The sequence below is a fragment of the Archangium sp. genome (genome assembly GCF_036277355.1).
Lineage (GTDB): Bacteria > Myxococcota > Myxococcia > Myxococcales > Myxococcaceae > Archangium.
Genome location: NZ_DASUNC010000042.1, coordinates 88,112 through 112,786, shown reverse-complemented (window position 1 = coordinate 112,786; position 24,675 = coordinate 88,112). Strand labels below are relative to the sequence as shown.

General features: G+C 69.1%; 29 protein-coding genes. 16 read left to right on the top strand and 13 right to left on the bottom strand.

Features of this window, described 5'->3' with window-relative positions:
- Positions 1-209: 209 nt before the first annotated feature.
- Positions 210-533: a hypothetical protein gene (locus VFZ09_RS11000; protein ID WP_329727483.1), complete on the bottom strand. Its 324-nt coding sequence runs from the start codon at positions 531-533 to the stop codon at positions 210-212.
- A gap of 188 nt (positions 534-721) precedes the next feature.
- On the opposite strand from VFZ09_RS11000, the gene dps reads away from it, so the two are divergent.
- The 6 genes from dps (at position 722) to VFZ09_RS10970 (ending at position 5,750) form a co-directional block, all read left to right on the top strand.
- A complete protein-coding gene (gene dps / locus VFZ09_RS10995) occupies positions 722-1,279 on the top strand; it encodes a DNA starvation/stationary phase protection protein Dps (RefSeq protein ID WP_329727482.1) in 558 nt (185 codons plus the stop codon).
- Positions 1,280-1,379: 100 nt separating this feature from the next.
- Positions 1,380-2,228 (top strand): SDR family oxidoreductase, encoded by an 849-nt coding sequence (locus VFZ09_RS10990; protein WP_329727481.1) that lies wholly within the window; start codon positions 1,380-1,382, stop codon positions 2,226-2,228.
- Positions 2,225-2,851: a glutathione S-transferase N-terminal domain-containing protein gene (locus VFZ09_RS10985; RefSeq protein WP_329727480.1), complete on the top strand. Its 627-nt coding sequence runs from the start codon at positions 2,225-2,227 to the stop codon at positions 2,849-2,851. The genes VFZ09_RS10990 and VFZ09_RS10985 overlap by 4 nt, the downstream gene beginning before the upstream one ends.
- Before the next feature lie 136 nt (positions 2,852-2,987).
- Positions 2,988-3,536, top strand: a complete 549-nt coding sequence (locus VFZ09_RS10980) for an inorganic diphosphatase (protein WP_329727479.1) — start codon at positions 2,988-2,990, stop codon at positions 3,534-3,536.
- Positions 3,537-3,549: 13 nt separating this feature from the next.
- A complete protein-coding gene (locus tag VFZ09_RS10975; protein ID WP_329727478.1) occupies positions 3,550-4,440 on the top strand; it encodes a CHAD domain-containing protein in 891 nt (296 codons plus the stop codon).
- A gap of 59 nt (positions 4,441-4,499) precedes the next feature.
- On the top strand, positions 4,500-5,750 hold the full coding sequence (locus VFZ09_RS10970) for an Hsp70 family protein (protein WP_329727477.1): 1,251 nt from the start codon (positions 4,500-4,502) through the stop codon (positions 5,748-5,750).
- Between the two features lie 12 nt (positions 5,751-5,762).
- Here the strand turns inward: VFZ09_RS10970 and VFZ09_RS10965 are convergent, their stop codons facing one another.
- From VFZ09_RS10965 to def, 3 genes are all read right to left on the bottom strand, one after another.
- Positions 5,763-7,115, bottom strand: a complete 1,353-nt coding sequence (locus tag VFZ09_RS10965) for a hypothetical protein (protein ID WP_329727476.1) — start codon at positions 7,113-7,115, stop codon at positions 5,763-5,765.
- Between the two features lie 150 nt (positions 7,116-7,265).
- The gene (locus VFZ09_RS10960) at positions 7,266-8,501 is read right to left on the bottom strand and encodes a cellulase family glycosylhydrolase (protein WP_329727475.1); all 1,236 of its coding nucleotides are present in this window, start codon (positions 8,499-8,501) and stop codon (positions 7,266-7,268) included.
- Between the two features lie 141 nt (positions 8,502-8,642).
- The gene (gene def, locus VFZ09_RS10955) at positions 8,643-9,230 is read right to left on the bottom strand and encodes a peptide deformylase (RefSeq protein ID WP_329727474.1); all 588 of its coding nucleotides are present in this window, start codon (positions 9,228-9,230) and stop codon (positions 8,643-8,645) included.
- Positions 9,231-9,336: 106 nt separating this feature from the next.
- On the opposite strand from def, the gene VFZ09_RS10950 reads away from it, so the two are divergent.
- Entirely contained in the window at positions 9,337-9,471 is a 135-nt protein-coding gene (locus VFZ09_RS10950) for a hypothetical protein (RefSeq protein WP_329727473.1), read from the top strand.
- A gap of 18 nt (positions 9,472-9,489) precedes the next feature.
- Here the strand turns inward: VFZ09_RS10950 and VFZ09_RS10945 are convergent, their stop codons facing one another.
- Positions 9,490-9,852: a helix-turn-helix transcriptional regulator gene (locus VFZ09_RS10945; RefSeq protein ID WP_329727472.1), complete on the bottom strand. Its 363-nt coding sequence runs from the start codon at positions 9,850-9,852 to the stop codon at positions 9,490-9,492.
- Positions 9,853-10,793: 941 nt separating this feature from the next.
- Entirely contained in the window at positions 10,794-11,045 is a 252-nt protein-coding gene (locus VFZ09_RS10940) for a hypothetical protein (protein WP_329727471.1), read from the bottom strand.
- Between the two features lie 195 nt (positions 11,046-11,240).
- On the opposite strand from VFZ09_RS10940, the gene VFZ09_RS10935 reads away from it, so the two are divergent.
- Positions 11,241-12,449: a cyclic nucleotide-binding domain-containing protein gene (locus VFZ09_RS10935; protein ID WP_329727470.1), complete on the top strand. Its 1,209-nt coding sequence runs from the start codon at positions 11,241-11,243 to the stop codon at positions 12,447-12,449.
- Positions 12,450-12,455: 6 nt separating this feature from the next.
- Here VFZ09_RS10935 and VFZ09_RS10930 read toward each other — a convergent pair whose 3' ends face one another.
- Positions 12,456-13,049 (bottom strand): chalcone isomerase family protein, encoded by a 594-nt coding sequence (locus tag VFZ09_RS10930; RefSeq protein WP_329727469.1) that lies wholly within the window; start codon positions 13,047-13,049, stop codon positions 12,456-12,458.
- Between the two features lie 138 nt (positions 13,050-13,187).
- On the opposite strand from VFZ09_RS10930, the gene VFZ09_RS10925 reads away from it, so the two are divergent.
- On the top strand, positions 13,188-14,549 hold the full coding sequence (locus VFZ09_RS10925; RefSeq protein WP_329727468.1) for an erythromycin esterase family protein: 1,362 nt from the start codon (positions 13,188-13,190) through the stop codon (positions 14,547-14,549).
- Positions 14,550-14,595: 46 nt separating this feature from the next.
- Positions 14,596-15,375, top strand: coding sequence for an alpha/beta hydrolase (locus VFZ09_RS10920; protein ID WP_329727467.1), 780 nt, complete (start codon positions 14,596-14,598; stop codon positions 15,373-15,375).
- Positions 15,376-15,383: 8 nt separating this feature from the next.
- On the opposite strand, the gene VFZ09_RS10915 is transcribed toward VFZ09_RS10920, so the two are convergent.
- Positions 15,384-15,533 (bottom strand): hypothetical protein, encoded by a 150-nt coding sequence (locus VFZ09_RS10915; RefSeq protein ID WP_329727466.1) that lies wholly within the window; start codon positions 15,531-15,533, stop codon positions 15,384-15,386.
- Positions 15,534-15,714: 181 nt separating this feature from the next.
- Here VFZ09_RS10915 and VFZ09_RS10910 point away from each other — a divergent pair, with 181 nt between their 5' ends.
- The 6 genes from VFZ09_RS10910 to VFZ09_RS10885 all read left to right on the top strand — a co-directional run bounded on the left by VFZ09_RS10910 (position 15,715) and on the right by VFZ09_RS10885 (position 19,489).
- Entirely contained in the window at positions 15,715-16,506 is a 792-nt protein-coding gene (locus VFZ09_RS10910) for a ZIP family metal transporter (protein WP_329727465.1), read from the top strand.
- An 81-nt stretch (positions 16,507-16,587) separates the two neighbouring features.
- Positions 16,588-17,025: a hypothetical protein gene (locus VFZ09_RS10905; RefSeq protein ID WP_329727464.1), complete on the top strand. Its 438-nt coding sequence runs from the start codon at positions 16,588-16,590 to the stop codon at positions 17,023-17,025.
- Between the two features lie 99 nt (positions 17,026-17,124).
- Positions 17,125-17,967 (top strand): hypothetical protein, encoded by an 843-nt coding sequence (locus tag VFZ09_RS10900; RefSeq protein WP_329727463.1) that lies wholly within the window; start codon positions 17,125-17,127, stop codon positions 17,965-17,967.
- Positions 17,968-18,081: 114 nt separating this feature from the next.
- Positions 18,082-18,855 (top strand): hypothetical protein, encoded by a 774-nt coding sequence (locus VFZ09_RS10895; RefSeq protein ID WP_329727462.1) that lies wholly within the window; start codon positions 18,082-18,084, stop codon positions 18,853-18,855.
- A gap of 184 nt (positions 18,856-19,039) precedes the next feature.
- Entirely contained in the window at positions 19,040-19,273 is a 234-nt protein-coding gene (locus VFZ09_RS10890) for a hypothetical protein (protein ID WP_329727461.1), read from the top strand.
- Positions 19,274-19,315: 42 nt separating this feature from the next.
- The gene (locus VFZ09_RS10885; protein ID WP_329727460.1) at positions 19,316-19,489 is read left to right on the top strand and encodes a hypothetical protein; all 174 of its coding nucleotides are present in this window, start codon (positions 19,316-19,318) and stop codon (positions 19,487-19,489) included.
- Positions 19,490-19,499: 10 nt separating this feature from the next.
- On the opposite strand, the gene VFZ09_RS10880 is transcribed toward VFZ09_RS10885, so the two are convergent.
- The 5 genes from VFZ09_RS10880 to VFZ09_RS10860 form a co-directional block, all read right to left on the bottom strand.
- Complete coding sequence (locus tag VFZ09_RS10880; RefSeq protein WP_329727459.1) at positions 19,500-19,826, bottom strand: hypothetical protein; 327 nt, start codon at positions 19,824-19,826, stop codon at positions 19,500-19,502.
- Between the two features lie 541 nt (positions 19,827-20,367).
- On the bottom strand, positions 20,368-20,580 hold the full coding sequence (locus VFZ09_RS10875) for a hypothetical protein (RefSeq protein ID WP_329727458.1): 213 nt from the start codon (positions 20,578-20,580) through the stop codon (positions 20,368-20,370).
- An 88-nt stretch (positions 20,581-20,668) separates the two neighbouring features.
- Complete coding sequence (locus tag VFZ09_RS10870; RefSeq protein ID WP_329727497.1) at positions 20,669-22,618, bottom strand: DUF4185 domain-containing protein; 1,950 nt, start codon at positions 22,616-22,618, stop codon at positions 20,669-20,671.
- A 211-nt stretch (positions 22,619-22,829) separates the two neighbouring features.
- Positions 22,830-23,351 (bottom strand): hypothetical protein, encoded by a 522-nt coding sequence (locus VFZ09_RS10865; RefSeq protein ID WP_329727457.1) that lies wholly within the window; start codon positions 23,349-23,351, stop codon positions 22,830-22,832.
- Entirely contained in the window at positions 23,348-24,616 is a 1,269-nt protein-coding gene (locus tag VFZ09_RS10860; RefSeq protein WP_329727456.1) for an AAA family ATPase, read from the bottom strand. The genes VFZ09_RS10865 and VFZ09_RS10860 overlap by 4 nt, the downstream gene beginning before the upstream one ends.
- Between the last annotated feature and the right edge of the window lie 59 nt (positions 24,617-24,675).

Genomic DNA, 24,675 nt, shown 5'->3' with positions numbered 1-24,675 from the left:
CTCTCCTGCTCTTGGCGCAATGGAAACTGGCGGCTGCTGATGAAGCTCGATTCCATGCTTCTGGCACACCTGCAGCATCCGCTCGAAACCAGAAAGCAAACTTGCAGACGGCATCGCCTCACCCCTTTGCGAGCAGCAACTCAACATCCCGGAGAGCCTTCTCCGTAGCCGTATCCAGTGCCGACGCGGAACGTGAGTCGTCAAGCACGTCATACCAACGTGCGATGCGAGAGGAGCGTCAGCGTCCCCGCGTGCGCCCAGAAGCGCACCTCGACTCGCGCGCCCACTTCGTCCACGCCACGAACGAGTCCCCACACCTGCCCCAGCGCGCATTCCGCCTCCGCACGCCGGGCCTCGGACAGCTCCGTCTGCGCCCTGTGCGGCTCGCGGAGCAACACCCCTGCTGGAGAGCCCTCGGGACCCCATGCCGTCGAGAGCGACCACGCACTTGAAGCCCTGGGCCCCACCGCACACGCCTGCAGCAACACGGCCAGACTCCACAGCACACCGCGCGTGATGACCTTCCAGTCCATGGGCTCCTCCCGGACACAGCGGGAAAGGGAGGATACAGGCAGGCAGGAGGCTCGTACGCCCGGTCCCCCTCCACGTCCGCCTGCCCTCCGGACGTGCGTGGCCGGGTTGGCGTGCGCCCCCGCCGTCCCCACCGTCTGTGGAAACCGTCGGCTTTCCGGCCGGGCGGAACCACGACGAGGGATGACGCATGACCACGAAGTTCCCCAGCCACATCAATCTCCCACGCGAGTCCCGCGCGGAGCTCATCGAGCTGCTCAACGTCCTCCTGGCCACGGCCATCGACCTGCACTGGCAGGTGAAGCAGGCCCACTGGAACATCCGGGGCAAGGACTTCATCAGCCGCCATGAGCTCTTCGACGACGTGGCCGACCACGTGCGCAAACAGGCGGACGAGTTCGCCGAGCGCGCGGGCGCTCTCGGAGGCTATGCCCAGGGCACCATCCGCCTGGCCGTCAAGAACAGTGAGCTGGAGGAGTACGACCTGAGCGCGGTGAACGGCGACGACCACGTGCGCGTGCTCGTGGACCGCATCACCCTCTACGCCTCCACCCTCCGCGCCAGCATCCAGCGCGCGGGCGATCTCAACGACCCGGTCACCGAGGATCTGCTCACCCAGACGCTCGGCAAGGTGGAGCAGGACCTCTGGTTCCTCGAGAGCCACCTGTACGGCTCGGCCGCCTCGGGCCGCGACGAGGTCGCTCCCTCCACCATCATCGAGGAGCGCACCACCTCGCCCAATGCCTGAGCCTGAACCAGGGCTCGCGCGTCAGGGTGCGCGCGGGCCCCCCGGCGCATTATAGAGGGCGCTCATTTCGGGAGGGCCATACCAGATGACGCCGGGAAACATGCAAGGGAAGGTCTGCCTCATCACCGGAGCCACCTCGGGCATCGGGCTGGAGTCGGCCCGGGCGCTCGCGCGCGCGGGAGCCACCGTGGTGCTGTCGGGACGTGACAAGGGCCGGGGCGAGGCCGCGCTCGCCGAGGTGCGCCGCACCGTGCCCGACGCGAAGCTGGACCTGATGCTCGCCGAGCTCACCTCGCTGGCCTCCGTGCACCAGCTGGCCCGGGACTTCCAGGCCCGGTACCCGCGGCTGGACGTGCTGCTCAACAACGCCGGCCTCGTGCTCGACCGGCGCAAGGTGACGCCCGATGGCTTCGAGGCCACCTTCGCCACCAACCACCTCGCCCACTTCCTGCTCACGAATCTGCTGATGGACCTGCTCACGAAGAGCGGCCCCTCGCGCGTGGTGAACGTCTCCTCCGAGGGGCACCGCATGGGCTCGCTCGGCTTCCTCGATGACCTGCAGGCCGAGCGCGGCGGTTACAGCGGCATCAAGGTCTATGGCAACTCGAAGCTGGCCAACATCCTCTTCTCCCGGGGCCTGGCCAGGCGGCTGCAGGGCACGAAGGTGACGGTCAACAGCCTGCACCCGGGCGTGGTGCGCACCGGCTTCGGCCTCAACTCCGAGGGCTTCTTCAAGCACCTGGTGAAGCTGGCCGCGCCCTTCATGCTCTCGGCCGAGGGCGGCGCCCGCACCTCGGTGTACCTGGCCGCCTCGCCCGAGGTGGAGGGCGTGAGCGCGAAGTACTTCATCAAGAGCAAGGTGGCCCGCGAGTCCAAGGCCGCGCGGAGCGACGAGGGCGCCGAGACACTGTGGCGCAAGAGCGCCGAACTGACGGGGGTGGGACGATGATCGATCTCTACACGTTCACGACGCCCAACGGGCGCAAGGCGTCCATCGCGCTGGAGGAGCTGGGGCTGCCCTACGAGGTCCACGTGGTGGACATCACGAAGGGCGATCAGTTCAAGCCCGACTTCCTCGCCATCAATCCCAACAACAAGATTCCGGCCATCGTGGACCCCCAGGGGCCGGGCGGAAAGCCGCTGTCCGTCTTCGAGTCCGGCGCCATCCTGCTCTACCTGGCGGAGAAGACGGGGAAGCTGCTGCCGGCGGACCCGCGCGCGCGCTCCGAGGCGGTGCAGTGGCTGATGTTCCAGATGAGCGCCGTGGGGCCCATGCTGGGGCAGCTCGGCCACTTCAAGCGCTTCGCCCCGGAGAAGATTCCGTACGCCATCGAGCGCTACACGAAGGAGTCCGAGCGCATCCTGGGCGTGCTGGACAAGCACCTGGCGCAGCACGAGTTCCTCGCGCCCGAGTACTCGGTGGCGGATATCGCCACGTACCCGTGGCTGGCCGGCGCGACACAGTTCTACCCGGAGCTGCTGCCCGCGGTGCCCAACGTGCGGCGCTGGATGGACACCGTGGCCGCCCGCCCGGCCGTGCAGCGCGGCATGAAGGTGCCGGAGCTCGAGTAGCCGCCCAGGTGCCTGGCTTGAGGGGCACCATGAGTGAACCCGCCACGCCCTGAGCGCGGGCCTCGAAAGTCGTCGAGGTGAAACTCGCCCCCGGGGGCTCTTGTCCCCGGGAGCAGTCCGTCCGAGCCTCGGCACCATGACCACGGACCTCACCCGCATTCCGCTGCGCGGCAAGGACGGCTCCTTCCACGTCGTCGTCGAGTCGCCCCAGGGCGCCACGGTGAAGCTGAAGTACGAGCCGAAGCTCGGGGCCTTCACCGTCTCCAAACCGCTGGTGCACGGGCTGCGCTACCCCTTCGACTGGGGCTTCATCCCCAGCACCGAGGCCCCCGACGGAGACCCGCTCGACGCACTGGTGTATTGGGATCAATCCACCTACCCCGGCGTGGTGCTCCCCTGCCGCGCGCTCGGCGTGCTGAAGGTGGACCAGAAGAAGAAGCGGGGCGGTGGCCGGGAGCGCAATGACCGGTTGCTCGTCGTTCCCATCATCGCGGCACGCGCGGAGAACCTGAGCTCCATCCAGGAGCTGTCGCGCCGGGAGCGCCAGGAGCTGGAGCACTTCTTCACCGCCGCCGTCGCCTTCGCGGACAAGGACGTGCGCATCCTCGGCTGGGAAGGCGCGGAGGCCGCCGGGAAGATGGTCGGCAAGGCCGCCAGCGTGTACGAGATGAAGGCCCGGCGTTAGGAAGCGTGGAGTCATGCCTCACCCCACTCCCATCCGCGGGCTCGGCCCGGACAGCCGCCTGGAGGAGGCCGCCCGCCGCCTCGTCTCCAGCCGCCTGGCCGACGTGCGCCACGAGCAGGACACGCTCGACGGGCAGCTCACCGAGGACGCTATCCATGACATGCGCGTGGCCACCCGCCGCCTGCGCGCCGCGCTGAAGGTGTTCCGCCACCTGGGCGGACTGGCGCCGCTGGAGCGCGAGGTGAAGAAGCTCCAGGACGCCCTGGGCGAGGTGCGCGACATCCACGTGCAGGGAGCCTGGCTGAAACAGGCGGCCCGGAAGGAGAAGCCGGCGAAGCGGGCCGGCTTCGAGGCCCTGCGCACGAGCGTGGAGTCCCAGCTCGGTGCGAAGGAGCAGCAACTGCGGCGCGTGCTGAAGCGCTGGGACGCGCGGACGGTGCCCGCGCTCCTGGACGAGGCGGCGCGGTTGGAGGGACCCGGCCGGTATGGAGGCCAGCGTGTCCGCCGTCAGCTCCGCCGCCGCCTGCGGGAGGTGCAGCGGCTCATGGAGGACTACGCGGCCGCACCGGACGCCCCCACGGCCCATGAGCTGCGCAAGGAGGTGAAGAAGCTGCGCTACGAGGCGGAGCTCTTCCGCCCCGCCATGCGCCGGAGGATGGAGGCACTGCTGGAGGCGCTGGTTCCCCTCCAGGAGCTGCTGGGCGAGCTGCACGACTCGGATGTGCGGTTGGGGCTGCTCGAGGGTTTCGCCGCGAAGGGCACCGCCGCCGAGCGCACCGCCGCGCGCCAGTTGCAGGAGCGCGTCCGTGAGGAGCGGGCCGAGCGCGCCGCCCGGACGGCCCGTGAGCTGCAACGCTGGCACGCCGAGCGCCTGACGCGCGGCCTGCGCCAGTTGTTGGATTGAAGGGGCCCTGCACTCGGGACTACCCATGCGCACCGTTTGCGCGTAGAGGAGGCGCCCCCATGGCCGCCTGCGGACTCGACTTCGGAACCAGCAACACCGCCATCGCCCTCCCGGACGGGACGGTGCTCCCCATCTCGCCCGGTTACAGCGACCCCCGCCTCTACCGCTCCGTCATCTTCTTCCCCGAGGACGAGCGCGAGGTGTACACGGGCGCCCCGGCCATCGCCCGCTACCTCGATGACCACACGGGCCGCTTCATCCAGTCCGTGAAGTCCTTCCTGCACAGCGCCTCCTTCCGCGCCACGCAGATCCGCGGCCGCACCTGGCTCATCGAGGACCTCGTCGCCCTGCTGCTGCGCCGCGTCCGCGAGGCCGCCGCTCCCCACACCGGCGGCGCCCCCGAGTCCGTGGTGCTCGGCCGCCCCGCCCTCTTCTCCCCGGACCCCGAGGCGGATGCGCTCGCCGAGCAGCGTCTGCGCAAGGCCGCGGAGATCGCCGGCTTCACCCACATCCAGTTCCTCATCGAGCCCATCGCCGCCGCGCTCTCCTACGAGGCCCAGCTCACCCGCGACGAGCTGGTGCTGGTGGCCGACTTCGGCGCCGGCACCACGGACCTCACGCTCATGCGGCTGGGGCCCTCGCGCCGCGGCAACCCGGACCGGCGCGCGGACGTGGTGGGCTCCACCGGCGTGCGCATCGGCGGTGACCGCTTCGACGCCGAAATCATGCGCTACAAGCTGCTGCCCCGCTTCGGCGCCGGCTCCACCTACAAGGTGCGGGGCTTCAGCGACAAGCGGCTGGCGGTGCCCCAGCACGTCATGTCCAAGCTGCTCTCCTGGCACGAGATGTCCTTCATCCGTGAGAAGTCCACCCAGGAGCTGCTGGAGCTGATGCTCGAGTCCAGTGACAAGCCCGCCGAGGCCGAGGCCCTGTACGACCTCGTCATGGACAACCTCGGCTACCGGCTCTTCCGCGCCATCGAGGCCGTGAAAGTGCAGCTCTCCTCGCGGGAGGAGGCCACGCTCGACTTCGAGGAGGCCCGCATCCACCTGCACGAGCCCATCACCCGCGCCGAGTTCGAGGCCGCCTCCGAGCCCCTGCTCACCGAGCTGCGCCAGGTGACCGAGGGGCTGCTGGAGCGCTGCGCGGGCGCCGGCGAGGTGGACGCCGTCTTCCTCACCGGAGGCTCCTCGCAGATTCCCGCCGTGCGCCGGCTCTACAGCGAGCGCTTCGGCGAGGAGCGGGTGAAGACGAAGGACGCCTTCACCTCCGTGGCCGAGGGCCTGGGGCGGGCCGCGGCGTCCGCCTGAGCCCGCCGCGCCTCAGTGGCGCTGCACCCAGTCGAGGAGGGGCGTCCACACCGCGCTCTGCGCATCGCCGGCCAGGAAGAGGTCCGCGTGGCCGTAGTCCACGGCGCGGTACGTGCCCGGCAAGCGCTGCACCACATGGGCCGAGACGTCCGTGCTCCCCAGCAGGGAGAGGCTGTGCAGGCCGTAGCCGCCCACGCCTCCCGCGGCGCCCACGTACAGCACCGGCACCCGCACCTGCGCCAGGTTGTCGTCATACGGGACGTCCGGCGCACCGCACCACATGGCCAGGGTGTCCACCTGCTCGCCGATGCTCTGGTAGGGCGAGGCCTGCAGCAGGGTATCGAAGAAGAAGCGCTCGTCCGTCCAGGAGAGACCGGTGGGCAGGCCCTCCGCGCTGAACTGGCCGCCCGTCCAGTGGTAGGCCGGGATGACGGGCGGGGTCTGGAAGGCGTGGGTCGCCGCGCCGAAGAGGAGCGCCACCTCCCGGTTCGTGCTCCCCGCCAGAAGGCTCGAGGGCGCCGTGGGCTGGCTGATGGCGAGCCCCGCGAGTCCCTGCAGCGTCAGCCCCAGCATGCCGCCCTCGTACTGCCCCGAGGCCTGGGCCTGCGCGAGCGCCGCATGCGTCTGACACGCCGCCTGGCGCTCCTGCGTGGCACCGGGCGCGAACGCGTAGGCCATGTCCACGGGGATGAAGCCGCTCACGTGGCGATTGTCCGGCGGCTGCTGCGTCTCTTCATTCAGGTAGGCGTAGGAGACGGTGGCCCCCCGGCTCCAGCCCAACAGCGCTATCCGCCCCGAGCCGGCGCCCGTGTACGCACGCCACCCGCGCGCCAGGTACAGGCCCTTCCCCACGTCCCGGGCGTGCAGGCCCAGGTTCCAGTCCTTCATGAAGGAGAAGTCCGTCGTCCCGGCCGGCACGTTCACCCAGCGCAGGTCGATGCCCCACACATCCACGCCCTTGCGCGCCAGGAAGACGGCGATGGACTGACTCGCCGGCACCGCCGCGCTCCCCGCACTGGAGAGGAACGCGCCCCGGAACCCCAGGGCATCTCCATGCACCAGGAAGATCGACTTCTGCGTGCGCACCGGCGCCCACGGGCCCAGCTCGCGCACCACCCGGTGCAGGGTGATGGTGTCGTAGCTCCCAGGACCCACCCGCACGCGGTAGCTGTACTCGTAGAGGTCGTCCACCAGCTGCCGGCGCTCGGCATTGCCCAGCGTGCAGGGCTCGTCGGACGCGACCTCTCCACACTGCTCGTCGAGGCGAGCCGCGTCCCAGCGAGCCTCCCGGCGCTCCCACCTGTCGTCCTCGGCGCGAGCCTGCTGCGCGAAACCCAGCGCGCCCATGCAGAGCCACGCGGCCATCCTGCTCGAAATCCTCATACGGCGTTCCTTCCTCATGGAGCCCCCCCTATACAGGAAAACTGGTCATCCCAGTCAACCCTGACAACCCCAATCCCTGTCTTTCTTCAGCGGGATGTGAGGTCTTCTTGGAGGGCTCCGAGGAAAGACAGCTCAGCGCGTGCCGGAGAGCGCCGCGGCCTCGACGACGAGGTCCGCGTAACGGTTGCGAGGATCCGCGGGCAGGGTGCCATCGCGGGAGTAGAAGGTGAACTCGTCCCACTCATCCGGCCGCGAGTCATTCGCGAACATCCACGGGCCGCTGGCGCCCGCGCCGATGCGCCACGCACAGCGGAACCAACCGCGGTACATGGCCCGCCGCTCATCCAGCGAGAATCCCTCGGCGTTGCGCAGGGCGAACTCGCCGATGAACAGGGGTTTGCCCACCTCCCGGGCGATGGCGGCGTGCTCGGAGAACCAGTGCGCCCCGGCGCGGGCCGTGTCGTCCCGCTTCACCCCGTAGAGCTCCGGGTAGAAGTGCACGCTGGCGAAGTCGATGAAGGGCGAGGCCGTGTTGCGGCGGAAGCTGCTGCCTCCCTCGAAGAAGGGAGAGGACGCCGCGCCCCGCCAGAAGCGCTCGTCATAGCCCGCCAGCGAGGTGTCGAATCCCTCCTCCCCCGTGCCCACCAGGTGCCCGGGCGCGTACGCCTTCACCACCGCGGCCACCTCGTCCACCCAGGCGCGCATGGCCGCGCCCTCCGGATCCAATCCCTTGCCCCGGGGCTCGTTGAGCAACTCCCAGGCCAGCACGGCCGGGTGTTCCCCATAGCGCAGCCCGTCAAAGGTGTTCTCGCGCGAGAGCAGCCGGGCCACGTGCGCCTTGTAGTGGTCGATGACCGCACGCTCGGTGAAGAAGCGCGGATCTCCCTCCACCGGCGAGGGCAGCCCCGCCCACTCCACATAGCGCCGGGCTCCTCCATAGGCATCCCAGTAGTTGCCCAGTGGCAGGACGAGCTTCACGCCGTACGCGGCGGCGCGGGTGAGCACCAGGTCCAACCCGCGCAGGGAGACCTCGTCGTACTGCAGCGGTGCGAGTTGGATGGCGGAGTCGCCCCGCTTGTCGGCCGCGTCGTTGTAGCCGATGGTGCGCACGGCGTGGGCTCCGAGCGCCGACACCTTGGCGAACGTCTCCTCCACGGCGGGGGACTCGGTGCGGCCCCGCCGCAGGTCCCTCGCGGCCTCCTCCTGGAGGTAGTAGGCATTGAGCACCACCGCCGCGGAGGGCGCCGCGCCCAGGCGCATCGCGGGCGCCTCGGGGCAGTCCGAGGCCTCGTCCTGGAGCAACTCCAGGGAGTCCTCGCCACACCCCACCGCCGTGAGCAGCACTACCCACAAGACAGGAGCACGCATGCGCGACTCGCGGCGGAAGGGCACCATGCCCGAGCCACCGGAGCCTCACCTCCAGGCTACCGCGCACTCTGACACGGTGCCGCACTCCCGTGCCTGTCTTGTTGGCCCGTGCACGTCTTCATCGTCCCACAGACTCCGGGCTCACAGACCGAGCGCCTGACGCACCTCGGCCACCTGACGCGAGGCCCAATGGCGGCGGTGGTTCTCCAGGGTGGTGAAGCTGCGCGGCTCCATCCGGTCGATGTAGAGCATGCCATCCAGGTGGTCGATTTCATGCTGGAGGATGCGGGCATACCAGCCCCGCGCCTGGAGGGTGATGGGCTCGCCGTTCTCGTTGAAGGCCTCCACGCGCACGGCGCGGGCCCGCCGCACCAGCGCGGAGAAACCGCTGACGCTCAAGCAGCCCTCGAAGAACTCCACCGGCTCCGGGTCCTCCACGGTGAGGCGCGGGTTGATGATGACGTGGAAGTCCACCGGCTCGCGCTCCCGCGCGGCCAGCTCCTCGGGCGAGAGGGCCGCCTGGTACTCGGCCCGGTCCTCGATGACCGCGAGCCGCACGTCCACCCCCACCTGCGGCGCGGCCAGCCCCACTCCGGGCGCATCCCGCATCGTCTCTCGCATGAGGGAGATGAGCTGCCGCACCGCGGGGCTCGTCATCTCCTCGGGGGTGAGGTCTCTCGCGCGCCGGCGCAGCACCGGCTCTCCAGCCTGGACGATCTTCAGCATCATGGCCCACGAGGATACGCGGAGTGGCGCGCGCGCGGGCACTCCCGGCGAGCCTCGTGCCCGCTCGTGGACCTCGTGGGCTACACGCTGGAGGAGCCGCCCGGAGCCCATGGGGAGGGGCACGCGCCTCGTCTTCACGCAGGTGGGGGTACCGGCGGACAGCCACGGCTGGCTGGACGAGGACTGGCGCGGCACGTACTGGGGTCCCCTGGCGCGCTACCTGGCGATGCGGCGCCGGGGTTGAGCGCCGGGCGGCACGGCCCTACCTGTTGCCCACGGCGGTGGCCACGGCCGTAAGCGTGCGGAGCGCGGCGGGGGAGAGCGTGCGCACGAGGGAGGCGAGACGGCGCAGCTCGGGCGGGGCCTCTGGAACCGGGAGGGCGGCGAGGGCCTCGCGCTCGGAGGGATCGAGCCCCAGGAGCACATCCGAGGAGACGTTCAGGGTGGCGCACAGGCGGCAGAGCGTGGGGACGCTGGGAAGCATCTGCCCGCGCTCGATGCGGCCATAGACGGCGGGGGCGATTCCCACCCGGTTGGCGACCTCGGCCTGCGTGAGCCCGGATTGCTCCCGGGCGACCAGGACCGCACCGCCCAGCATCCGCTTCAATTTGCCGATGTCGTCCATGCGGGAGGATACTACCTCAAAAAACGGCCCGCGGGGAGTAACTTCCCAGGTTGATGCGCGTCACTCGAGCGGTGCCTTGCACACCCAGAGGTGATCGGCCGGAAATTGGGAGCAGCGCTGGTGCGGGCCACAGACCTCTCCCGCATCCGGGCCACACGTCCGCCGGCAGCCCCCCAGGAAACACACCAGGCCCTCGGGACAGGACTGCGTCTCGTCACAGGGCTTCAGGCATTCCATGGTGGCGCGCCACACTTCTCTTCCCGGCGTGTAATTCATGACGCATCGCAACCCGTCCGGGCAGGGATGCTGCTGGCAGTTGTCGCCATGGACGATCATGCATCTGGCTGCACCGGTCCTCGCCCCCACACACTCCTGGCCCGCGGGACAATCACCTCCCCTGCAGAACGGCTGGCAGGAAGGCGCATCCAGTCCAGCCCGGCAGACGAAGCCAGCGGGACAGCTCGAGGGCTCCTCCAACAGGCAGGGTCTGCCGCAATGACCACCCCCACAGAGCAACCCGGGTGCACAGGCCTCCTCCGGCTCGGCCGCGCTGTCGAAGCAGGGCTGCCCCTCTTTTTGAGAGCCAATCAGGACACACTGGCGTATCAGGGCGGCATCTCCTGGTACCTGCCGGGTCCGGCAGGTGAAGCCCTGCTTGCATTGCCGGTCCGTCTGACAATCGCTGTCGATACAAATCCGGTTTTCACCAGAGAAGAAATCCGCGCAGGCCAATGGAGGATCGCAATCCTTCGGCTCCTCGCAGGAACGCCCATACGTCAGGAGCGTGCGCCTCTCGTCCAGAGCAAGGATGGGAACGATCTTCGCGCCCTGGGGAGTGGCGGCCTGCCGCTGATACTCCAGAAGCCTGGCTCCGCAGTGATCGAACATGAACGGCAATGGCAGGAGCAGGCCAACGATGGCGCCAAGGACCGTGCGCCACTTCATCGGCACTCCCAGTGGCACTGCTTCGAATCCGCCGAACCATCACAGACCAGCTCCGCGGACTTGCCTTCGGGGCATCGCGGCGCCAGTTCCTTCTCCTGACGCCTCTGCTCCCTCCGCTCCCGCATCTGCTCCTGGATGTCCTCGCGCATCGCGTCGTCGAGGTACCCGCCCTTGCCGTAGATCTCCGGACACCCCGTCCCCAAGAACCCCGTCAGCAGCGCGATACCCAGCACGAACGGCCAACGCATGAAGCGCCCTCCTCGGTGGTGGGATGATACCCGGAAACGGACTCCGTGCCCGCGGCATCACCCATCAGGTCATGCGGTGGCACCCTACCAGAGCACGGCCTTCGCGCCACGGAGCCGACACCCCCTGTGTCTTTACCCTGCCCTCCATCTCGCCGATCATGCGGCCGCGTCCCGCAGCACCGTCTGGAGGTTCCCGTGGCGATCCCCACCGATGAGGCCTGGCAGCTGAGCCGGCAGTACAAGGAGAACGCCGCCGCCCACATCCTCCAGGGCCGGCCCGAGGAGGCCCTCGCCGGCTACCGCAAGGCCGTGGAGCTCAACCCCCACGACACCGCCGCCCGCCTCAAGGTGGCCGAGCTCCTCGCCCAGCTCGGGCACCGCCCGGAGGCCGTCCGCGAGTTCCACTCCCTCGCCATCCGCTACGCCGCCGAGGGCAACACCCTCCACGCCATCGCCGCCTGCAAGCTCATCCTCGCCATCGAGCCCCAGCACGCGGAGACCCAGGAGAACCTCGCCAGTCTCATCGCCATGCGGAGCGCCGAGGAGCGCCAGCCCCCCAGCGAACCCGAGCCGCCCGGTACGCCCCTGTTCTCCAAGCTCCCCCGCGACGTATTGCTCGCGCTGCTCGAGCTGCTCGAGATGCGCCGCGTGAACGGAGGCGAGCACATCCTCACCGAGGGCGAGCGCGGCCACTCCATGTTCATCCTCGTGCAGGGCACGGTGCGCGTGGTGCACGCCCCCGAGAACGCTCCGCCCCGCACGCTCGCCGAGCTGACCGAGGGCTCCTTCTTCGGCGAGATGGGCCTCATCTCGGACGCGCCCCGCACCGCCAGCGTCATCGCCACCCACGACTGCACCCTGCTGGAGGTGACGCGCGACATGCTCGCGCAGCTCGGTGCCCGCTTCCCCACCTTCGAGCGGGTGGTGCAGCAGTTCTACAAGGACCAGCTGCTGGACAACCTGCTCGAGTCCAACCCCGTCTTCCAGCCGCTCTCCGAGCAGCAGAAGCGCGCCATCGCCCAGCGCTTCCAGACGCGCACCGTGGAGCCGGGCACCGTGCTGCTCCAGCAGGGCCAGCGCAGCCAGGCGCTCCACCTGCTGCTGCGCGGACGCTGCTCCGTGGTGCACCAGGAGCCCGACGGCGGCGAGCGTCCCTACCCCGACATGACCGAGGGCGCCCTCTTCGGGGAGATCTCCCTGCTGCTCGACCTGCGCATCACCGCCACCGTGCGCGCCGCCACGGCGTGCCTGCTGCTGGTGTTGGATCAGGAGACCGTCAAGGAGCGGGTGCTCACCCACCCCGAGGTCCGCCGCGCGCTCACCCACCTCAGCCGCGAGCGCCTGGACCGGACCGCGGCCCTGCTCGCCGAGGGCGCCGAGGTCCGGGGCTCCTTCCTCATCTGAGCGCCGCTAGCGCTCGTAGATGGGGTTCTCCGACAGCCACGCGTCGAAGAGCGCGTCCGCGAAGGCCTTGCCGGGAATCACCGCGCCCTGGCTGCCCTCACCGGAGATCTGCAAGCCCTTGTCCGGCAGATAGGTGATGAGCAGCGTGTCGCCCTTGCGCACGCCCTTGAGCGATTGGACGAGCATCTCCGAGTGGCGCCTCATCTCCGGGGAGCGCAGCGCCCGGCTGTTGGAGAGGAACGCGCGGAAGGCATCCGCCAGCTGCTCGCGCTTGATGCTCCGCCGGAAGTGGAGCTGCAACTGCTTGGGTCCCTGGAAGGCGATGGCCTGTTGGGTGGAGTCCGGCTTCTGCTCCAGGTACAGGCCCCAGACGTAGATCTCGAAGAAGAGCTTCTTCTTGAGCTCCATGTGCTCCAACAGGAGCTGCTTGCCCTGGAGCGAGATGGCATCCGGCATCCGGACTCCCGCCATCACCTTGGCCTGGGCCGTTCCCGCCATGAGGGTCATGGCCAGCACCAGCCACCGCACACCCCGCCAACGCCTCCCCGCCGATACCGTCATGTTCTCTCGCTTGGGCTCCATGTCGTCGAAGGTGTTCATGCCCTGGAGGGTCGGCCAGCCTGCTTATTCCTGGATTGAAAGCGAGCGCCTGCCTGCCCGCCATCCTTCCCGTCTGTCAACCCTCCGGCTTGTCCGAGCCGCGTGGGCAGGTCCGGGCCGCCTGCCCACCTTCACCGCATGAATCCGTTCGATGAAGACAGACATGGCGAGCAGGAATTCCGTCCAGAGCTCATCGAAGGAGTGCGCACCGCGGCCATCCCCCTGAAGGACGACGACTCGGACTTCGACGCGCTCCTGGAGGGCATCGGTGACGCGCGCTTCGTGTTGCTGGGCGAGGCCACCCACGGCACCCACGAGTTCTACAGGGCCCGCGCCGCGCTCACCCGCCGGCTCATCGTCGAGCGGGGCTTCAGCGCGGTGGCGGTGGAGGCGGACTGGCCGGACGCGCTACGGCTCAACCAGTACGTGCAGGGCCAGGGCACGGACCCGGATGCGCGGCGGGCGCTCGACAACTTCGAGCGCTTCCCCCGGTGGATGTGGCGCAACCAGGAGGTGCTGGAGCTGGTGGAGTGGATGCGCGCGCACAACGCCGCGCGGGGCAAGGACGCGCCCCAGGTGGGCTTCTACGGACTGGACCTCTACAGCCTGCACGCCTCCATGCGCGAGGTGATCCGCTACCTGGAGACGAGAGATCCCGCGGCCGCCGAGCGGGCCCGCCACCGCTACGCGTGCTTCGACCGCTACGGCACGGACCCGCAGGCCTATGGCCACGCCACGGCGTATGGCTACGCGGACACCTGCTCGAGCGAGGTCCTCGAGCAGCTGCTGGACCTGCGGCGGCGCGAGGTGGAAGGAGTGCTGGAGCTGGATGCGCTCTTCTACGCGGAGCAGAACGCCCGGCTGGCGCAGGACGCGGAGGCCTACTACCGCACCCTGTTCGCCGGGCGCGACGAGTCCTGGAACCTGCGCGATACCCACATGGCGGACACCGCGGATGCGCTCGCGGAGTACCTCGGCCGCCGCTCCGGCGACCCGGCGCGCCTGGTCATCTGGGCGCACAACTCGCACCTGGGCGATGCGCGCGCCACGCAGATGGGAGACCAGGGCGAGCTGAACCTGGGCCAGCTGCTGCGCGAGCGCCATGGCCGGGAGACGTACAACGTGGGCTTCACCACGTACTCGGGCACCGTCATCGCCGCGCGGGAATGGGACATGCCGGGCCTGAGACGGCGGGTGCGGCCGGCACTGGGGGGCAGCTACGAGGCGCTCTTCCACGAGGTGGGCCTGCCCGGCTTCCTCCTGCGGATGGAGGACCTGGGCGAGGCGGGCGCGGGCCTGCACGAGCGGCGGTTGGAGCGCGCCATCGGCGTCATCTACGCGCCCCACAGCGAGCGCTACAGCCACTACTTCCACGCGGACCTGCCCGCACAGTTCAACGCGGTGCTGCACTACGACCTCACCAGCGCCCTGCAGCCCCTGGATCGCGATGCCGGCCATGAGGCGGAGGATGCCGCGGACACCTGGCCCTTCGGAATGTGAGCGAAGACGCTGCGAGGCGGAGGCGCTCGGGATATAGGAGGCGGCCGTGATTCTCGAGAGCTTCCAGGTGGGAGAGGGGCAGCGGCCCACGGTGCTGCTGCATGGTTTCCTCGGCACGGGGCGCAACCTGCGCTCGCTGGCCACGGCATGGAGCGCGGTGGACCCGAGCCGCCGCTTCCTCCTGCTGGACATGACGGGCCACGGCGCCTCGCCGCGGCTGCCGCCCGGGGCCACCCTGGCCACGGTGGCTGGCGACGTGCTGGAGACGGCACGCGCTGCCGGGCTCCAGGGGCCGCTGGAGCTGGTGGGGCACTCGCTGGGCGGGCGCGTGTCGCTCGCCGCGAGCCTGCGCTCCCCGGCCGACGTGGCCCGCGTGACACTGCTGGACATCACCCCCAGCCCCATTCCCACGCAGCTGTCGGAGAGCGGCAAGGTGCTGGAGATCCTCCGGGCCGCGCCTCCTGGCGCGCCGGACCGCCGGACGATGCGCACGGAGCTGACGGGGCGCGGGCTGTCCGGGCCGCTGTCGGACTGGCTCCTCATGAACCTGGAGCCGGCGCCGGACGGCACGGTGCGCTGGCGCTTCGACCGGGAGTCGCTCGCCGAGTTCCACGGGCGGGTGAATGGCGAGGACCTGTGGGCCGCGCTGACGCGTCCGGGCGCGAAGGTGCGCTGCATCCGCGGCGGCCGGGCCCACTACGTCTCCGACGCGGACCTGGCGCGGATGGAGTCCCTGGGCTGCCCGGTGGCCACGCTCCCCGGCGCGGGCCACTTCGTCCACGTGGACGCTCCCGAGGCCCTGCTGCGCTGGCTCACCGCGGGCTGAGCACCGGCTCACGCCGCAACAGGTAGAAGCCGGGCAGCAGCGGCAACCACGAGGTGGTAGGTGGCCAGCTGGAGCACCACCGCCACCAGCAGCCATCCCGGCCGGGCCTGCCGCAACAGTTGGAGGAAGCGCTCCTCCTCGGCATGGCGCGCGAGCACGAAGGCGAGCCCCCACCGCCCGCTGCCTGGGCTCTCGGGCTCGGCATCTCCTCCCCCTGGGCTCCGCCTGGTGCGGCCCTCGTGAGTACTTCCCACTCATGGAAGACGGGCTCGCACGGCGCCAGGAGCAGCAACAGGCGGGGGTGACGCCGAGCACCTCCCCACCCGCCCCCTCGCCCCCATGACGAGCCCCTCCCTCTTCATCTGGTTGGCGGTCCTCGCGGACGGGCTCGCGGGCCTGGCGGGCGGGCTCCTCTCCGAGCGTTGGCTGAAGCGGCACCTGGCGGCGCTGGTGGCCTTCGCGGCCGGGGCGCTGATTGGCGCGGTGTTCCTGGAGATCCTCCCCGAGGCGCTCGCCGTCGAGGGGCCCGGCGCCTTCCGTTGGGCACTCGCCAGCTTCCTGGCCCTCACCCTCCTCGAGTGGTTCCTCGGGCCCCATCACCATGACCACTCGGCCCACGCTCCGGGCCATCCCCACCACCATGACGGGGCCGTGAAAGCGCCCTCCACCGTGGTGCCCTCGCTGCTGGCGGCGGACGCGCTGCACAACATCGGAGACGGCGCGGCGGTGGCGGCGGCCTTCCTCGTCTCGCCCCAGGCCGGGGTGGCCACCGCGCTGGCGGTGATCGCCCACGAGCTTCCGCAGGAGGTGGGGGACTACGCGCTGCTGCGTGCCACGGGGCTGTCGCGCGCACGCTCGCTGCTGGCACTCGGAGGCGTGCAGCTCACCGCGGTGGCCGGAGCGGGGGCGGTGCTGCTGGGCTCGCGGTGGGTGGCGGGCCTGGAGGGCATCATCCTGGCGCTCGCGGGCGGCACCTTCCTCTACATCGGCGCCACGGACCTGTTGCCGGAGCTGCGCCACACGGCGGATCCGCGCTCCGCACGCGGCCGGCTGCCCGGCTTCCTCCTGGGCCTCGCGCTCGTGGCCATGGCGGGCGTCGTCGAGCGGCACGTGCTCGGCGCGCACGGCTGAGCCGTCACGTCCGGGAATCGACGCCTCCATCTTTCTTGGCAGCCCACTCCGGCTGCACTGGACACGACAGGAGGAGCACGCATGGACGCCACGATGGAAGCCGCACCCGTACACGTCATCCCGGAGACCCGCGCCGAGCCAGTAGCGCCCAACATGTTCGAGCTGTTGGGCCGGGGAGTTTCCATCCACTTCTCGACGACGAGCTTCACCGGAGAGCCGCGGTTGCACTACCAGGACTCCTGCCGGGAGGTGAACGCGAGCGGCGATGAAATCCGTCAGGAGGCGACGGAGCTGGGCACGTTGGTGACCATCACGCTCGAGCCGGACGCGGACGCGGGCTCGTTGCTCTTCACCGTGGTGATTCCGAGGGCCCGCGTCGATGGTCCCGAGCAGGAGGTACGCATCGAGACGCAGGGCTTCCTCACCCGCAGCCGGTTCTCCCGCCTGCCCACCGACGCCCAGTTGCAGACGTACATCGCCATCCCGCTCCGGGGCCGGGCCACCCGGGTCGATTTCTGACCGGAGAGCAGCCGGCGAGGCAGGGGCTCGCCCGGGTGCCCATCGCCGGGCACGCGCCGCATGGCAACGGTTACAGCCATGCAGCTCGGGTCCAGGCGCATGCTCGGTGAAATCCTGATGGAGCTGGGGCTCATCGACCGGGCCCAGCTCCGGCTCGGGCTGGTGCACCACCACGAGACCCGGGTTCCGCTCGGCCGGGCGCTGGTGCGCGAGGGGCTGTGCACCGAGGAAGACGTCCTGCGCGCCCTCTCCCTGCAGCTCGGCCTGCCCGCCATCGACCTGGATCGCGAGCGGTTGGATCCCAAGCTCACGCGCCTGGTGCCCAAGCGCATCGCCCAGAAGTACCGGGTGGTGCCGCTGCGGCTCGAGAAGGGAGAGCGCGTGGTGCTACACGTGGCCCTGCCCGCGCCGGCCTCGCTCGAGGCGCTGGACGCGGTGCGCGCGGTCTCCGGCAAGCCCCGCGTCGAGCCGCACCTCGCGTCGGACACGGCGCTGGGCCACGCGCTCGCCGCGCTCTATGGGCTCCAGGACGACGCCACCGAGCCGGCCTTCGGCACACCGGGCGCATCGGGTCCGGACTCGCCCTTGCTGCTCTACGCGTGGCCTCCCGTCACCGCCACCCTCATCTCGCGGGCGCTCGCGCGGCACGGCCTGCGCTCCAGGGTCGCCACGCCGCTGGAGGTCATGCACTCGACGTCCTCGGACATCGTGTTCGCCCCGGTGCAGGCCATGGAGGGGCTGCTGGCGGGAGAAGCACGCATCGCGGGGGCGTTGCTCCTCTCCGGCTCCTCCACGGACGAGGACCTCGAGCGGGCCCACCAGATTGGAGCGAAGGGCTACGTCGCCAACCCGTTGGACGGAGAGCTGCTGCTGCGCGCCATCCGCCGGCTGCGCTCCACACCAGGCGACACGTCGCAGCCCCTGTCGGGCCCGAACGGCTGAGCCTCCCTGCCCGGCCAGCCGTGCTCCGCCCCTTCACTCCGCGCGGCTATGGAGCCCCCGCTGGCATCCGGTAGAGTCCGCGCATCCATGAATCCGTTCCATGTGAGGGGGAAGATGCGTCCGACGTCGGCTGTCGCCAGTGGCGTGCTCTCGATGGTGTTGCTCGGCGGTTGCCCGAATCCGAGCCGCTCGCAGCTCCAGGAGCAGCCGGCGCAACCCGCCGCTCCGGCGATGAAGAGCACCCCGGCGCCGCTGTCGTCCGCTCCGGCACCGGCCCCCCAACGGCCCGTGACCGAGGGCCGCCTCATCGACTCCGGTTTGATCATCGAGACCTTCGCGACGCGGTTCGGGAAGAAGGATCTCAAGCAGGTTCCGTCGGAGGTCATCGACACCGGCATCTTCCGGCACGTCCCCTACCTCACGTACGAGACGTCCCGGGGCGAGCTCAACATCTACGGAGACCCGCAGCACCCGGCGGGCGTGGAGATCGGCATCTACGCGGGCAAGACCCGCACCAAGGAGGAGCTGCGCAGCCTGATGGCTGGACTGCTCCAGGAGGCCGCCGACCGGGAGATGGTGCACGGGCTGTCGCTCGACGAGGACAAGCTGGAGCGCGCGGGCCTCACGTTCGAGGTCACGCCGCCCACCGCGGATGAGAGCTATGGAGGCTGGTGGATCTCCATCTACGACGCGGCCGCCATCGACCGGGCCCGGGCCTCGGATGCCGAGCTGAAGACGATCGCCGTGGAAGCGCCGGCGCAGAAGGACAAGCCCCCGGCGGAGCCCAAGAAGCCGGCGCGCAAGGAGAAGGAGACGGGCACGTCGGATCGCGTCTACATCCCCGACTACAGCCGGGAAGAAGGCGCCTACGTCCGTCCGCCGCTGTAACTCGTACGAAGCCCTCGCCCGATTTCCCCTCTCCCCCCGGGAGAGGGACGGGGTGAGGGTATCGAGACTCCCGGGCTCCCACCGCTCGCCCGAGTGCCCGGGAGCCGTGCCTTGTCCGCGCTCCCGGAGGTGACGACCGTTCCAAGAGAGGCCCGGCCCGATCCCAGGCCCCGGGAGGCCGAACATGCTGCATCTCCGCGCACTGCACGCATTCCTGTGGTCGCTCTTCATCACTCCGGCGCTGGCGCTCGCCCAGCCGCCGGCCGAGCCCATCGAGCCCTACGAGGTCTACGACTCCACCCGCTGGGGTCTGGGCTGGCTCTGGCTCACGGTGCTCGCGGTCATCATCGTCGCGTTGGTGGCGTGGGGTCTGTCTCGAGACCGGACGCATCAGGGTCCGCCAGTGCCCCAGGGATGAATAGTCTTGAATCAGACCTCGAAGACAGACCAGGAGACGGTCATGGGACAAGGCAGCGGTGGAGGCAAGGGCAGTGGACAGGGCAGCAGCCAGGGCGGAGGCCAGAGTGGTAGCGGCCAGAGTGGTAGCGGCCAGAGTGGTAACAACCCCAACTGGCCGAGCACCACGGGCAACCCCTCCGGAGGCGGCCGAGGGAACGCGCCCCCGAAGAAGTAGTCCGTGACACCTACTGGTGCGCGGGAGAGCCCTCGGAGCCAGAGCCGGAGCCAAGGAGTGCATAGGGCAGGCGGACGAGCACACGGCCGATCCCGCGCACCACGACACGCCGCGCCTCCGCGTCCAGGTAGAGCTGCACACAGCAGCCCTGCGCGTAGAAGCGCAGTCCCTGCTCGTCCTGATAGGCGAGTTGCTTCCATCTGGCGTCATCCAGCGGCCAGTGCGCCGCAAGCTCCGCGATCCGCGCGAGCATCAGGTGGATGGTCGCGCACGTGCGCTCGGGCAACTCCTCCATCAAGGCGAACAGATGATCCGGCAGCTCAATGGCATAAGGCATTCCCTGAGGGTGGGAACCGCCCGTGTGCCCAAGTACTGTACTGGAGGCCGTTGACGCCCTCCGCGAGTGCCCATCCTGGCCTGCTCCCTCCCTCCCCTGTCAGTCCACCGCCATTCCTCCGCTTCAGGTTTTGACCTGAATCACGGCCGGGCCTGAGCCGCGCGTGCGGCCTCCCACGTGGGCCGGAGCGCCGTGGCAACCGCGGCCACCACCTCCCGCATCTTCCGCGCGTTGCGCGACAGGTGCGCGCCATGGGTCTCTCGAAGTAGTTCGAGGGCTGCGCCCGAGCCGTCGCGTCGTCCTCGGGAATGGGGAGCGTGCCGTGGTGGTACGAGGCCGTCATGGGCTGGAAGGGCTCGGCGCCCCGGCCCAGTTCGATGACGATGCACTTCACCGAGGCCGCGTCGCAGAACGCGCGGAAGCGCCGCAGGTCCGCCTCGGAGCGCGCGGCGACGGTGATGTGCGCCTCGAAGGCGCCTCCCTGGCTCTCGGTCTTGAACGGGTTCCCGGTGACGATCGAGCCAGACACGGCGGCACCTCTCTACGGCTGCGGCGCCTCGGGGCGCCAGTTCCACACGGCGGCCCTCCCTGTGTTCTCCGGCAGGAGGCTGCCATCCACCTTCTCCGGCCGTACATACCTGGTGAGGAACTCCACCCTGACAGCCTCGCCCTCCCGCCGCTCCACCCGCCAGACGGCCCCCTCCACCGGGTCCACGGCCCCATGGAAGCCGCCCGCCTGGAGCCGCTCCATCACCGCTGGGATACGGAAATCAGGAGCGGGACGGGGTTCCACCGGTGCGAGGGTAGCACCGATGCCGGGCCGCTCCGTCAACGCGAGCCGGTCAGTTCCGGGTCAGGCTGAAGTCATCCACCTGCATCCAGGTGTCGCTGGTGGCCCAGAGTCCCGCGAACAGCTCGACGCTGTGGTTCGCGCCGGAATTGAACTGGACCGTCACCTGGGTATAGCCAGACAGGGGTTGGGTCAGGTGGGTCTCGCTCAGGATGGGCCCACCGTTCAGCATCCGCGCGCCGAAATAGCCATCGTTGAAGTTGCCGGACGTCTTGAGCCACGCCCTCAGCGTGTAGAGCGTGTTCGGGACCACGGAGACCTCCTGCTTGAGGGCATTCCAGCCGGTGGTATTCCTCACCCAGCCGTTGTTCGCTCCCGTCCTGGCGTATCCGAGGTTGCGATCGATTCCCGCGTTGCCGTCGGCATACCAGGGTGAGGTCGCGCTCGAGGACGCCTGCTGCTCGAAGCCGGCATGGCCCACGAGGTTGGGGCCGCGGGTGAGGCTGACGTCATCGAGCTGCACCCAGGTGTCACCGTTCGCCCACATACCGCCGTACACCTCGAGCACCGAGTGGGGACCGGAGTTGAAGGACACGGTGAGCTGCGTGTAGCCCGTCAACGCGCCGAACGGAGTCTCTCCCACGATGGGGCCAGTGTTCACGCCCCTCGCCCCGAAGTAGCCCGCCGTGTTGTTGGCGGAGGTGCGCACCCAGCCTCGCAGCGTGTAGTCGGTGTAGGGCTGGACGGCAACGCTCTGTTTGAGGGCATTCCAGCCGCTGCTGGCGCGCACGTAGCCCGCGTCCTGCCCCGTCCGAGCGGTGCCCAGGTTGCGGTCGATGCCTCCGTTGCCCTGCACGTACCAGGGCGTCATCACGGGCGTGGCCGCCTGCGTCTCGAAGCCGGGCTCGGAGAGGAGGTTGTCGCCGAACGCATCGCTCGCCAGCGTGGTCCTCATCAGGAAGGTGTTGTACGGCGTCCACTGGGACATGACGAAGTACAGGTCAGTGCCACTGGTGGACCAGGGGTGGATGAACGCGTTGTAGAGGCCCGGGTAATCCGTCGCGCTCGCGAGCACCTTCTCCCCGCTCCACGGCCCCGTCAGCGTCGCCGAGTCCCGCATCACCACGGCCTGACGGTTCTCGTTCAGGTACGTCATGATGAACCGGCCGAAGTAGGAGTGGTAGGCCACCGAGAGCTCGCCCGCGCCCCCCATCGTCACGGGCACCGCCGCGCTCTGGGAGGCCGACCAGCCATTGCCATCCCAGTACCGGTAGTCATTGATGTTCAGCAGCGCGGTCTCGGGCACGCGGGCCAGGTACACGTTCCCGAAACGGCCATTCGGCGTCGCGTACAGGTAGACGAAGCCCCCGTTCTTGACGAAGGCGGCCATCTGGAAGTTGTTCGTCCAGGTGCTGGTGTTCTGCCACCGCGCACTCGGGTGTTTGAGCCAGTTCTGCCCGTTGTCGTCCGAGTACGCGATGCCGGCGTAGTTGGTGGACCACCTGCCCGCCTCGCCCCAGTTGTTGACGGACATGTAGTGGATGTAATGCCGCGCCCCCACGGTGACGCCCGCCGTCGGGATGACCGTGATCTCATCGAAGTTGATCTTCTTCGAGGGCAGGATCTCCTTCGCATGCCAGGAGTAGTCCTGGATCATCGTGGAGAAGGACAGGCCGTCCGACAGGGTCTTGTCGGCGGACCTCGCCAGCACGTTGCTGCGCCAGCCGCCTCCGCACCCGCCGTTCCCACACCAGCCATTGCCGAAGGTGTCACCAAACAGGACGAAGATCTCTCCGCCCCCCTTGTCCCACATGATGCCGAGGTCCGTTCCCATGACCTCGTAGTTCGTATGCGTTTGATTGGGATTGGGGAGGCTCTCTCCCGCCGGAGTCGCTCCCGTCACCCGTGAAACCCTCGTCACACTCGCTGGCGTGACCGCTTCGGCCGGGCTCGCATGAACGGCGGCTCCCAGGGCCAGCGTGAAGGCACACGACTTCCGCATCCACCCGTGATTCATGTCCGTCAACCTCCGTGCTTCATGACCCAGACTTAAACGAGAAAAACTTGTAGCACGTTATTTTCCAAGAAAACGTGCTTCTCATCGTCTGGGGAACACGGGCGGGGTTACCTACGTCCTCGTGAAACCGGGGGCGCGCACCGCCCAGGTGGCCGGGGGCACGTGGAAGACCCGTTCCAGACGGGCCATCAGCTCTTCAGAGCCGGCTCCTGTTCCGGCGCGGAACGAGCGGTGGAGGGGGCGGTGGCGACAGAGCCTTGAGGCCCTGGTCTCCCGTGAGCAATTCGACGTGGAACCCCCTGTCCGCGTAGAAATGAGCCACGTCCCGAATGGTAGCGTCGGCCAATGAGAGGCCCTGGGCCGCGAGCGAAGGCCACTGTCCGGCGAGCTGGCGAAGCTGAGCAGGACTCCAGAGAACGGACTGCTCGGCGAAGGCGGCATAGTGCTCCGTGCCATCCACCGCATGAAGCAGGATCTCACAGAGCTTCTGGCCCAGTTCGAAACGGTTCCCCGCGTTCTGGGCGATGTGGTTACCCGTCTCGATGATGCTCGCCAGGGGCAACACGAGCGTGGCGCCTGCCTCCAGATGCTGCTGGAAGAATGCGTCCACTCGGGTTTTGTCCCAGCGGTCCTCGTCAGGACCACACGTCTCCCGACCCGGGACTGAGAGCCAGATGCAGAGGATGGAGGTGTCGATGACGAGCACCGTCCGGCTCATGTCCTGGGCTCCTCTGCTTCGCGAGCCAGGCTCTGCTCCAACAATCCCTGCGCGGTCGTCCGCCCCAGCGGCGCCACCGCCAGCAGCCGTGGCAGCTCGCGCAAATCCTGGATGGGAGTGAGCAGGCTGGCTCCCGTCTTCGGGTCACGATGCGCGGCGATGACGAAGGGCAACATGTCCGCACCGAGCGCATCCAGGAGCGCGACGTTGTGCGTGGTGACGAGCACATCGATGCCACGCTCCGTCGCCACCTTCTTCAGCATCTCCAGAAGGAGCCGGGCCCGCGACGGGTGAAGACCATTGTCCACCTCCTCGATGACGAGAAGGCTCCCCCGCGGGCGGAGCATCAGTGCGGTCAGGATGGCTACGAAGCGCAAGGTGCCATCGGACATGCTCCGCGCGTCGATCTCCAGGGGCTCCTGGTCGGGAACCCAGCTCTCGCGACAGTAGAGCATCGCGTCCTTCTTGAACTTGCCGACAGTCTCCGCCCATACGTGGAGCGCCTCCCGCTCCGCGAGATGGGAGAGGTATTGCTCGAACGAGCGCCGAACCTGCTCGCGATCCGCATCGCCCAAAGCAGCAAGGACCCCCGCGACATTGGACCCATCGCTCAGAAGATTGCCCGCGAGCGGCACGTAGGAGCGCATGCGCGAGGGAGCGGGGTCGAGGATGAAAATGCCTCGGAGCGCATTGACGACGGCCTGGAGGCCCTGCCCAAGCGCCGCGCCCCCCAACGTACCACCCACGGCGAGTTGGCTGAGCGCAGAACTCGAGCGCTGGACGAGAACAACCACATGGGTGTCCTCATGCTTGATGAGGACAAGCTCCTCGAACATGGATACTCGAAGGTAAGGCTGCGTCACGAAGAGCCTTCCCTCGGACTGCGCGCTGCCCGCGGTGCTCTGCCGCCGAACATGGAGAGACTCATCCATCAAGACGGGATGAGATTCCTCCATGCCGACGGTCAGGCTGTAGCGATACTCAGTCCCCGCCTCGGGTCCCTCGACGAGCACGTCCAGCGTGAACCGCTTGGTCCCGATACGTGCCGCCCACTCCGTTCCGCCTCGCACCGCTGAAATCTTCGGGTCACCGCCCAGCGCCGTGGCGAAGTCCATCCCCCGCGCGCTCCGATGAAGGAACTCGAGCGCATCGAGCGCATTGGACTTACCGCTCGCGTTGAGCCCGATGACCACGGTCAGAGGGTCGATGAAGAGCGAGGCTGACTGGAAGCTCTTCCAGTCAGTGAGCTTGACTTCCTTGAGCATGGTCATCTGAAGGTAGCAGGACGAGTACCCGAGTTCAGGTGAATACGGGCCGGGCAAGA

Coding starts and splice junctions, on each gene's coding strand:
- VFZ09_RS11000 (WP_329727483.1), bottom strand. CDS start 533: ATGGACTGGAAGGTCATCACGCGCGGTGTGCTGTGGAGTCTGGCCGTG.
- dps (WP_329727482.1), top strand. CDS start 722: ATGACCACGAAGTTCCCCAGCCACATCAATCTCCCACGCGAGTCCCGC.
- VFZ09_RS10990 (WP_329727481.1), top strand. CDS start 1,380: ATGCAAGGGAAGGTCTGCCTCATCACCGGAGCCACCTCGGGCATCGGG.
- VFZ09_RS10985 (WP_329727480.1), top strand. CDS start 2,225: ATGATCGATCTCTACACGTTCACGACGCCCAACGGGCGCAAGGCGTCC.
- VFZ09_RS10980 (WP_329727479.1), top strand. CDS start 2,988: ATGACCACGGACCTCACCCGCATTCCGCTGCGCGGCAAGGACGGCTCC.
- VFZ09_RS10975 (WP_329727478.1), top strand. CDS start 3,550: ATGCCTCACCCCACTCCCATCCGCGGGCTCGGCCCGGACAGCCGCCTG.
- VFZ09_RS10970 (WP_329727477.1), top strand. CDS start 4,500: ATGGCCGCCTGCGGACTCGACTTCGGAACCAGCAACACCGCCATCGCC.
- VFZ09_RS10965 (WP_329727476.1), bottom strand. CDS start 7,115: ATGGCCGCGTGGCTCTGCATGGGCGCGCTGGGTTTCGCGCAGCAGGCT.
- VFZ09_RS10960 (WP_329727475.1), bottom strand. CDS start 8,501: ATGCGTGCTCCTGTCTTGTGGGTAGTGCTGCTCACGGCGGTGGGGTGT.
- def (WP_329727474.1), bottom strand. CDS start 9,230: ATGATGCTGAAGATCGTCCAGGCTGGAGAGCCGGTGCTGCGCCGGCGC.
- VFZ09_RS10950 (WP_329727473.1), top strand. CDS start 9,337: ATGGGGAGGGGCACGCGCCTCGTCTTCACGCAGGTGGGGGTACCGGCG.
- VFZ09_RS10945 (WP_329727472.1), bottom strand. CDS start 9,852: ATGGACGACATCGGCAAATTGAAGCGGATGCTGGGCGGTGCGGTCCTG.
- VFZ09_RS10940 (WP_329727471.1), bottom strand. CDS start 11,045: ATGCGTTGGCCGTTCGTGCTGGGTATCGCGCTGCTGACGGGGTTCTTG.
- VFZ09_RS10930 (WP_329727469.1), bottom strand. CDS start 13,049: ATGAACACCTTCGACGACATGGAGCCCAAGCGAGAGAACATGACGGTA.
- VFZ09_RS10925 (WP_329727468.1), top strand. CDS start 13,188: ATGAATCCGTTCGATGAAGACAGACATGGCGAGCAGGAATTCCGTCCA.
- VFZ09_RS10910 (WP_329727465.1), top strand. CDS start 15,715: ATGACGAGCCCCTCCCTCTTCATCTGGTTGGCGGTCCTCGCGGACGGG.
- VFZ09_RS10905 (WP_329727464.1), top strand. CDS start 16,588: ATGGACGCCACGATGGAAGCCGCACCCGTACACGTCATCCCGGAGACC.
- VFZ09_RS10900 (WP_329727463.1), top strand. CDS start 17,125: ATGCTCGGTGAAATCCTGATGGAGCTGGGGCTCATCGACCGGGCCCAG.
- VFZ09_RS10895 (WP_329727462.1), top strand. CDS start 18,082: ATGCGTCCGACGTCGGCTGTCGCCAGTGGCGTGCTCTCGATGGTGTTG.
- VFZ09_RS10890 (WP_329727461.1), top strand. CDS start 19,040: ATGCTGCATCTCCGCGCACTGCACGCATTCCTGTGGTCGCTCTTCATC.
- VFZ09_RS10885 (WP_329727460.1), top strand. CDS start 19,316: ATGGGACAAGGCAGCGGTGGAGGCAAGGGCAGTGGACAGGGCAGCAGC.
- VFZ09_RS10880 (WP_329727459.1), bottom strand. CDS start 19,826: ATGCCTTATGCCATTGAGCTGCCGGATCATCTGTTCGCCTTGATGGAG.
- VFZ09_RS10870 (WP_329727497.1), bottom strand. CDS start 22,618: ATGCGGAAGTCGTGTGCCTTCACGCTGGCCCTGGGAGCCGCCGTTCAT.
- VFZ09_RS10865 (WP_329727457.1), bottom strand. CDS start 23,351: ATGAGCCGGACGGTGCTCGTCATCGACACCTCCATCCTCTGCATCTGG.
- VFZ09_RS10860 (WP_329727456.1), bottom strand. CDS start 24,616: ATGCTCAAGGAAGTCAAGCTCACTGACTGGAAGAGCTTCCAGTCAGCC.